The following is a 6694-nucleotide window of genomic DNA, read 5'->3' as shown; positions in this document are numbered from 1 at the left end:
TCGCGTCCGGTCTCCTGCCACTGGGCGAGGCCGGCGTCGTCGTAGACGAAGGGGATGGCGTTGGCCAGCGAGCCGTTGCCTGCGCCGTTGTGGAAGTAGTCCACCGCCTCGTCGAACTTGGCCTGGTCGTCGCAGAGGATCCCGATGGCCATGATCGAGGCCATGTTGCACAGGTCCCAGTTGGCCCAGTAGTGGGAGTCGCAGGTGTCGTTGTGCCGGACCAGGAAGTCGGTGTCCCGTGCGGTATCGCCGTGCGCGGTGTCGCCGGTGATCTTCCAGCGCAACGCGTTCTGGTACGCGGCGTGGATGTCGTTGTAGAGGATCGGGTAGTTCTCCGGCCTGAGCCGCCTGCGCCGCGGATGATCAACTCCTGCGGGTTAGGTTCCCAGCCCGCCGCGGAGTGGGAGTTGGCGGTCAGCCGCTCCCAACCCGCCAGCCACGGCTGGTCACCCGCGGCCACCCTCGCCGCCATCCGATCGAACGCCTCCTGGGTGTGGAGCGCACCGGGGTGGGTGAACGCCTGGAGCGGCTCAGCGGCCTGCTGCGGCGCCGACGACGCTGGCGCCGCGGCGCCGCTGTCCGTGCCGGTGGCGGCGCTTCGGCTGTGCGGCTTGTCACGTCCTGTGGGCCACCTTCATCAGAGTCCTGGCCAGCGCCTTTACCGTTCACCTCGTGGTTGTCGGGTCTAGCGAGGCTCAAGCCCAGCTACCGCGGCCGCTAAGGCATCTGCGGCATCATCGACCTGCGATTGGTTCGCATCGGGAGCCTCGAACACCATCATCGCGGCGGCTCGTGCATCTGAGAGATCAGCCCACGATTCGGCGGTCCAGTCGTCCTCGGTGAGATCGGCCGATTCGTCGAGGAGCAACTCGAGGGCGGAGCGATCCACCGTGCTCGAGACGAGCTGCACCTCGGCCAGGTTGGTGTTGCCCGTGTCATTGATCACACGGATGGCCTGCGTCTCGACGGCCGTGGGCAGGTCGATTTGGTTCCAGCCGGCGCGCGGGTCGCTGATGGTGGCGAAGGTCTGCCACGTGTTTCCACCGTCGCTCGAGCCTTGCAGCTCCATGCCTTCGGCACGATTCACGAAGCCGGAACGAGGCATGTACCGAATGGCCTCGAGGTGGAAGGTGGTGCCATCGTCCGGAAGCACACGCACCCAGCCTGCGCTCTCCTGGGTATCGGTGAACGTCGCCGTGTCGCCGTCGAACATCGCCCAGCCATTGCCAGCGGCGTCCCGGCTGCCATCCCAGGACGGTGTGCTGGCGGTGACCCACGTCTGCTCGACGTCCGCCGTCTCGATCGGGGGCGGTTCGAGCAGGTCCCAGGCCTGCTGTACCCGCAATGCGAGCACCCTCGTGTCCGCATCCGGCTCAGCCGCAGCTTCGCGGACGGCGTCGATCTCCCGCGTGAACTTCACTGCCGATGCACGTGAGTACGTCGACAGATCCGCTGCCGCGGCCTCGTCCAACAGATCGTCGAGGCTTGCCTCAGTGCGTTCGCCATGGATCCGGATATCTGCCATCGAGAAGATTCCCGGCCCCTGTGGCTCGTCGACCTGGAGCTTCAGGTAGCGGAACTGGCTGTCGCGCACCTCCTCGCGGACCGAGATCGTCTCGATCGCGACATCGTCGCCCTCGGTGTGATTCTCGGTGAGAAGAGTCCAGTTGGTGCCATCGTTCGATCCGTAGGCGTTGGCACCGTGCGAGCGATCCGGGAACGTGTCGCGGGCCAGCCAGCCGAAGGCGTCGGCGCGGAATCGGTATCCGGTCCCGAAGTCCATCAGCACGCTCGGCCGGCGGATGTCACCCCAGAACGTCTGGTTATCGCCGTCGATCAGGAGTGCGAGTGTCGCGGACGACAGATCCGGTGATGTCACCAACCGGGAGAAGTCCAGCGTTTCGTCGTCCAGCTGCGGACTAAGCAGCTCGAGATCGTCGACTGCCAGCCGCAGCGCGTCGAGAAGCGCGCCGAATTCCGCGGGGGACGCGTCCTCAGTCGCTGCCGAAGCTGCCTGACGTGCCTCGACCATCGGCTGCCAGCTCGCCGTCGTGTAGGCATCTCGGTCGTCGAGCCCATCGACCAGCGCATCGATCGCCGCCGACCGATCGGGTGCCACCGTGACGGTCACCGGTAGCGCGGTATCTACCTGGTCGGCCGAGGCGACGACGACGAAGTCGTGGGCGCCCAGGTCGCGATCCTTGGTGCTCGGCCGCCATCCGAACGTGCCGTCGGCGGCAAGCTCGGCGCTCTTCGGAGCGCCCTGCAACTCCAGCGAGACGTCCTGCCCGGCGGTGTCCAGCCCGAAGGTTCTGGTGTACGGCTCGCCCGCCACCGCGACTACGTCCAGCGACGGCGCGTCGTCGAACATCGGAGGGTCGAGAACCCCATTCGCGTTCGCGAGCGCGCTGGCCACATCCACATGAGTCTGTCCCCCTGTTGCGCGAAGGAACATGATGTGATGCCCCACCGTCGGCACCTTCGACGAGTCGACGTCGAACCAAACGTAACGCCACTGCTCGTTCGTGTCCGGAAGCTGAACCGTTGTGAAGGGTTCGGCATATGAGGTCCGGGCTACCTCCAGGGTCGCGGTGCCTTTCGTACGCACCTGGATCCCAACCAGTGCGGTGCCGGAACGATCGGGCCACACCACGCGACGGACCGCGACCTGGGCATCGTCCTTCTTCGCGTCGAGCCGCACGAAGCTCTCTCCGGTGTCGTCGACCTGCTGCCGTGCGCCCTTGCCCAGCGTGTGGCCGAACTTCTCCAGTGGTAGCTCCGGTCCGTCGCCGAGCCCTGGGACCGTGTCGTCCTGCTCGGCGAGTTCGGGCGGGAAGGCAACCCAGTATTCGGCGCCGGTGAAGTCGGAGCCCATCTCGTTCCAGAAGTTGGTCACTCCTGTACCGAAGTGGAACAGAGGCCCGTCCCTGTGCTCGAACATCTCGGCGACAAAGGGGGCCTGGCTTTCGACGTCTACGCCTGCGACGTACGTGTACTGGTAATAGAGCTCGCTGAGCGGCTCACGCAGGCGTCCGCGATACCCTTCTGCGAGCTTGCCCGATCCGCCGGACGTGTCGACCCAGGGCAGTTCCTCGCCCATCATGAACGCGGCGAAGACGTTGCCACCGGCGAGGATCCGATTGTCGAGGAACTCATATGGCGACACTGCATCCGGTTCGGTCGACACCGTCCCGTGGACCGGATCGACTCGGGTGCCTTGGTTGTTCACGATTCGGGCCAGGGCCGTCAGCAAGTCGATGTCGCCCTCGGCATGTGCCTGGTCACGTCCCATTTCCATGACCTGGAGGAAATCTTTGCCGCGGGTGTTCAACGGATCATCGGCATCGATGATGCGCACGATCGCGGCCAGTGAGCCGTTCACGTCACCGCCGTTGATCGTGTGTTCGCTCTCGTAGGTCGAATTGACTGTGAACCACTCGACTCGCTCGGCGTAGAGTTCGGCGTCGTCGAGGAAGATCGCTGCCGCCACCATGCCGATCACACCGTAGAGGTGCTGGTTCCACAGCCGGTTCTGTGAGAAGAGGAATGTGTCGAGCACCGGGTGTACCAGGTTGTCCTCGATGCGCTGCTGATCTCGTTCGGTCCAGCGCAGATCGTAGCCGTCGAGGTCGTCGTTCGCGGGTTCGGTGGAGCGGATGATCTCGGTGGCGACCAGCGTCTGATAGAGCGGAACACCGGTGTGGATATGCGCGTCGGGGAAGTACTCATACTGCGCGGGATCCAGGCTGCTCCAGGAGCGGATCACACGCAGCGCGTTGGCCCTGTACACCTCCTCACCGGTCACGAGGTACATCAGGGCCTGTGTCATCGCTCCGATGCTGTCGGCGTGCTGCCGGCCGCGCACACCCGCGTTGTCGTACGCCGTGATCGTCGGCTCCTCATCGGTCGGCCCCTGAATCGAGGCCCGGAAGTCGACCGCTGCGTACCGCGTCTGCGTCATCGCGTCGTAATAGCTCGCCCACGGCTCGACACCCGCGAGCACCTGGGTTCGCATGTTCTCCAGGTGGTCGGCGGTCAAGCCGACCCCGGGATGGGTGAACCCGGCATCGCTCACCGTACGAACGATCTCCGGGGGAGCGGGCGTCTCGACCGAGTCCTCGGCACCAGCCGTCAGCGGGACAAGGAGCCCCGAACCCAGCACGCCCACCGCGCACGCCACCACCCCGCGCCGCACCCGGTTCCGGATTCCCGTCGTGACTTGCCTCATCGCAGAGTCCTCTCTCGACCTGGAAGCGCTTACCGACACCGGTCACGATTCCGCCACCGTGAGCTGGTGGTCAACGATCGAAATTTTCGATCGTTGACCACCAGCTCAGGGCCGGGTGATCGTGTCCTTGGTATGCGCTTTCCGGTGGTGTCGACAACGTCGTCATCGACTTCGGCTTCTGCGGTTCCTCCGGTGAGTTCCCAGTAGACGACCTGCGGGTCGAGAAGGTGAGTGATGAGCGTGAGCCAGCCCATTTCCCGACGCACCGCCCTCCAAGGAGCAGGTGCCACCGTGTTCGCCGGCTTGACCGCCGGCCTCGCGGGCACTGCAGCGCACGCAGTAGAAGGCACTGCAGTGCAGGCAGCAGAATCCGCCCCGAACCGCGTCGTCCCGCACCCGGAGCTCGAAGGTGTCCCGACCAACGACACGTTCGCCGTCCGGGTTCGTCCGGTCGGCGGCACCTGGCAGACGTTGGGCGTCTACCGGGTCAAGCTCGCCCATATCGACGCCATTACCGGCGACAATCCATTCGAGGACTCCTCGATGGCCACCTTCGACTTCTCCGGCACCGTCGAGGTCGAGGTAACGCGAGGCCAAGGCCGCCTCGAGAACGTGCGCATCCGCCCGGACTCGTACGGCATCAGCCCCGATGTGCGGGGGCGAACCGCGCGCTTCACTCTCGACCGCCCCCGCAATCTCGTCATCCAGGTCGACGACGAGATCTTCGACTGCCTGCACCTGCTCGCCAACCCCATCGAGCAGGACCCACCCGCCGACGGCGATGAGAACGTCATGTATTTCGGGCCCGGCCTGCACACCCCCACCGACGGGGAACTGCACGTGCCGAGCGGAACCACCGTCTACCTGGCCCCCGGCGCGGTCCTCAACGCGATCGTGAGATTCGACGACGTGGAGAACTCTGCGCTGATCGGCCGCGGCGTCATCTACAACTCCAAGTGGGGCGCGATCGGCATCCGAGGCTGCGAGAACATCACGATCGACGGCGTCACGATCCTCAACCCGCGGTACGAGAACGTGCGGATCGCCGAGTCCCAGAACCTCACCATCACGAACATGCGCGCCTTCAGCCACCAGGGCTGGGGCGACGGCATCCAGCTCTACTGCTCCGAGAACGTCACCATCGACGGCTGCTTCCTGCGCACCTCCGACGACTGCATCGCCCTCTACACCCACCGCTGGGACTTCTACGGCGACACCCGCAACATCACCGTCAAGAACTGCTCCCTCTGGGCCGACGTCGCCCACCCGATCAACATGGGGGGGCACGGCAACCCCGACCCCAACGCCCCCGAGGTGTTGGAGAACCTGAACTTCGAGAACATCGACATCCTCGACCACCGCGAACCGCAGGTGCTCTACCAGGGCTGCATCTCCATCGTGCCCGGCGACGGCAACATCGTCCGCGACGTCATGTTCGACAACATCCGCGTGGAGAACTTCCGCTGGGGCCAGCTCGTCCACATGCGGGTGAGCTACAACCCGAAGTGGAACACCACGGCCGGCCGCGGCATCGAGTCCGTCTACGTCAAGGACCTCGCCTACAACGGTGACAACGCTGACATCTCGATGCTCATCGGCCTCGACGCGGACCGCCTCATCAAGGACGTCACCTTCGAAAACCTCCGCGTCAACGGCAGAGTGATCCGCGACAGCGGCGGCAAGCCCCCCTGGTACCTGGCCTCCGACGGCGTGCCCATGTTCGTCAACGACCACGTCCAGGGCCTCCGCTTCCTCACCACCGAGGAGGCGCAGGCCTGAGCCGGCCGACCACTCCGATCCAGAATCCGGTGCTGCCGGGGGTCCACCCCGACCCGTCGATCGTCCGGGTGGGCCCCGAGTACCTGCTCGCTACCAGCACGTTCGAATGGTAGCCAGGCATCCGGCGGTGGCTCGCTCCGCGACCCGCGAGGCGAGCCACCGCCGGTCGGTTCCCTGGCATCACGCTCTGCATCGACCACGCCGGCTACCTGAAGCATCGGAACCCCGTCAAACGTTGACAACCGTTGAGAGGCGAAACACCAGGTCAGAAGGTGCGTCGTCGTCGGCGGCGACGTCACCGGTGGTGAGCAGCGCCGCGAGTTCTTCGGCGAGCAGGCCGAGGCCTTCCGTACTGGGAGGCCACGGTGCTCACTTCTCCCAGCGCCTGGCTTGCGGTCAGGCAGGCGCGCAGTTCGGCCGTGGTGCCGTTACCGCCGTGGCGTTCGGCGGCCGACAGCCATGCACTAGCCTCTGCGATGGCGAGGAATCGGGTTCATCTTCCGAGACGTCAGCGAGGTTGCTGTTCAGGTTAGTCGAGGAGGGCACGGCCGGTGTCGAGGTCGGTGACGAGGACGTGGATCCATCCTCCGCGTGCGGCGGCGCGGATGGCGGACCATTTGCGTTTGCCGCCGGCGATTCCGACGACCCGGGGGATGGCGCGAAGGCCGTTGCTGCTGATGCCGACGA

3 protein-coding genes and 1 pseudogene are annotated in these 6694 nt (G+C 65.6%); 1 reads left to right on the top strand and 3 read right to left on the bottom strand.

Going from position 1 to position 6694, the window contains the following annotated elements; translation table 11 throughout:
• Nucleotides 1-284 (bottom strand): annotated as a pseudogene (locus tag ELR45_RS28320) (hypothetical protein); the annotation flags it as partial.
• Between the two features lie 401 nt (nt 285-685).
• Nucleotides 686-4228, bottom strand: coding sequence for a hypothetical protein (locus ELR45_RS28315; protein WP_129669306.1), 3543 nt, complete (start codon nt 4226-4228; stop codon nt 686-688).
• Between the two features lie 240 nt (nt 4229-4468).
• On the opposite strand from ELR45_RS28315, the gene ELR45_RS28310 reads away from it, so the two are divergent.
• Nucleotides 4469-6007 (top strand): glycosyl hydrolase family 28 protein, encoded by a 1539-nt coding sequence (locus tag ELR45_RS28310; RefSeq protein WP_129669305.1) that lies wholly within the window; start codon nt 4469-4471, stop codon nt 6005-6007.
• Nucleotides 6008-6536: 529 nt separating this feature from the next.
• Here the strand turns inward: ELR45_RS28310 and ELR45_RS43025 are convergent.
• Nucleotides 6537-6644, bottom strand: a complete 108-nt coding sequence (locus ELR45_RS43025) for a sugar-binding domain-containing protein (RefSeq protein ID WP_420813965.1) — start codon at nt 6642-6644, stop codon at nt 6537-6539.
• Nucleotides 6645-6694: the final 50 nt, after the last annotated feature.

The sequence above is a fragment of the Phytoactinopolyspora endophytica genome, assembly GCF_004138495.1.
GTDB classification, from domain to species: Bacteria; Actinomycetota; Actinomycetes; order Jiangellales; family Jiangellaceae; genus Phytoactinopolyspora; species Phytoactinopolyspora endophytica.
This window is presented reverse-complemented; position numbering and strand designations above follow the sequence as displayed.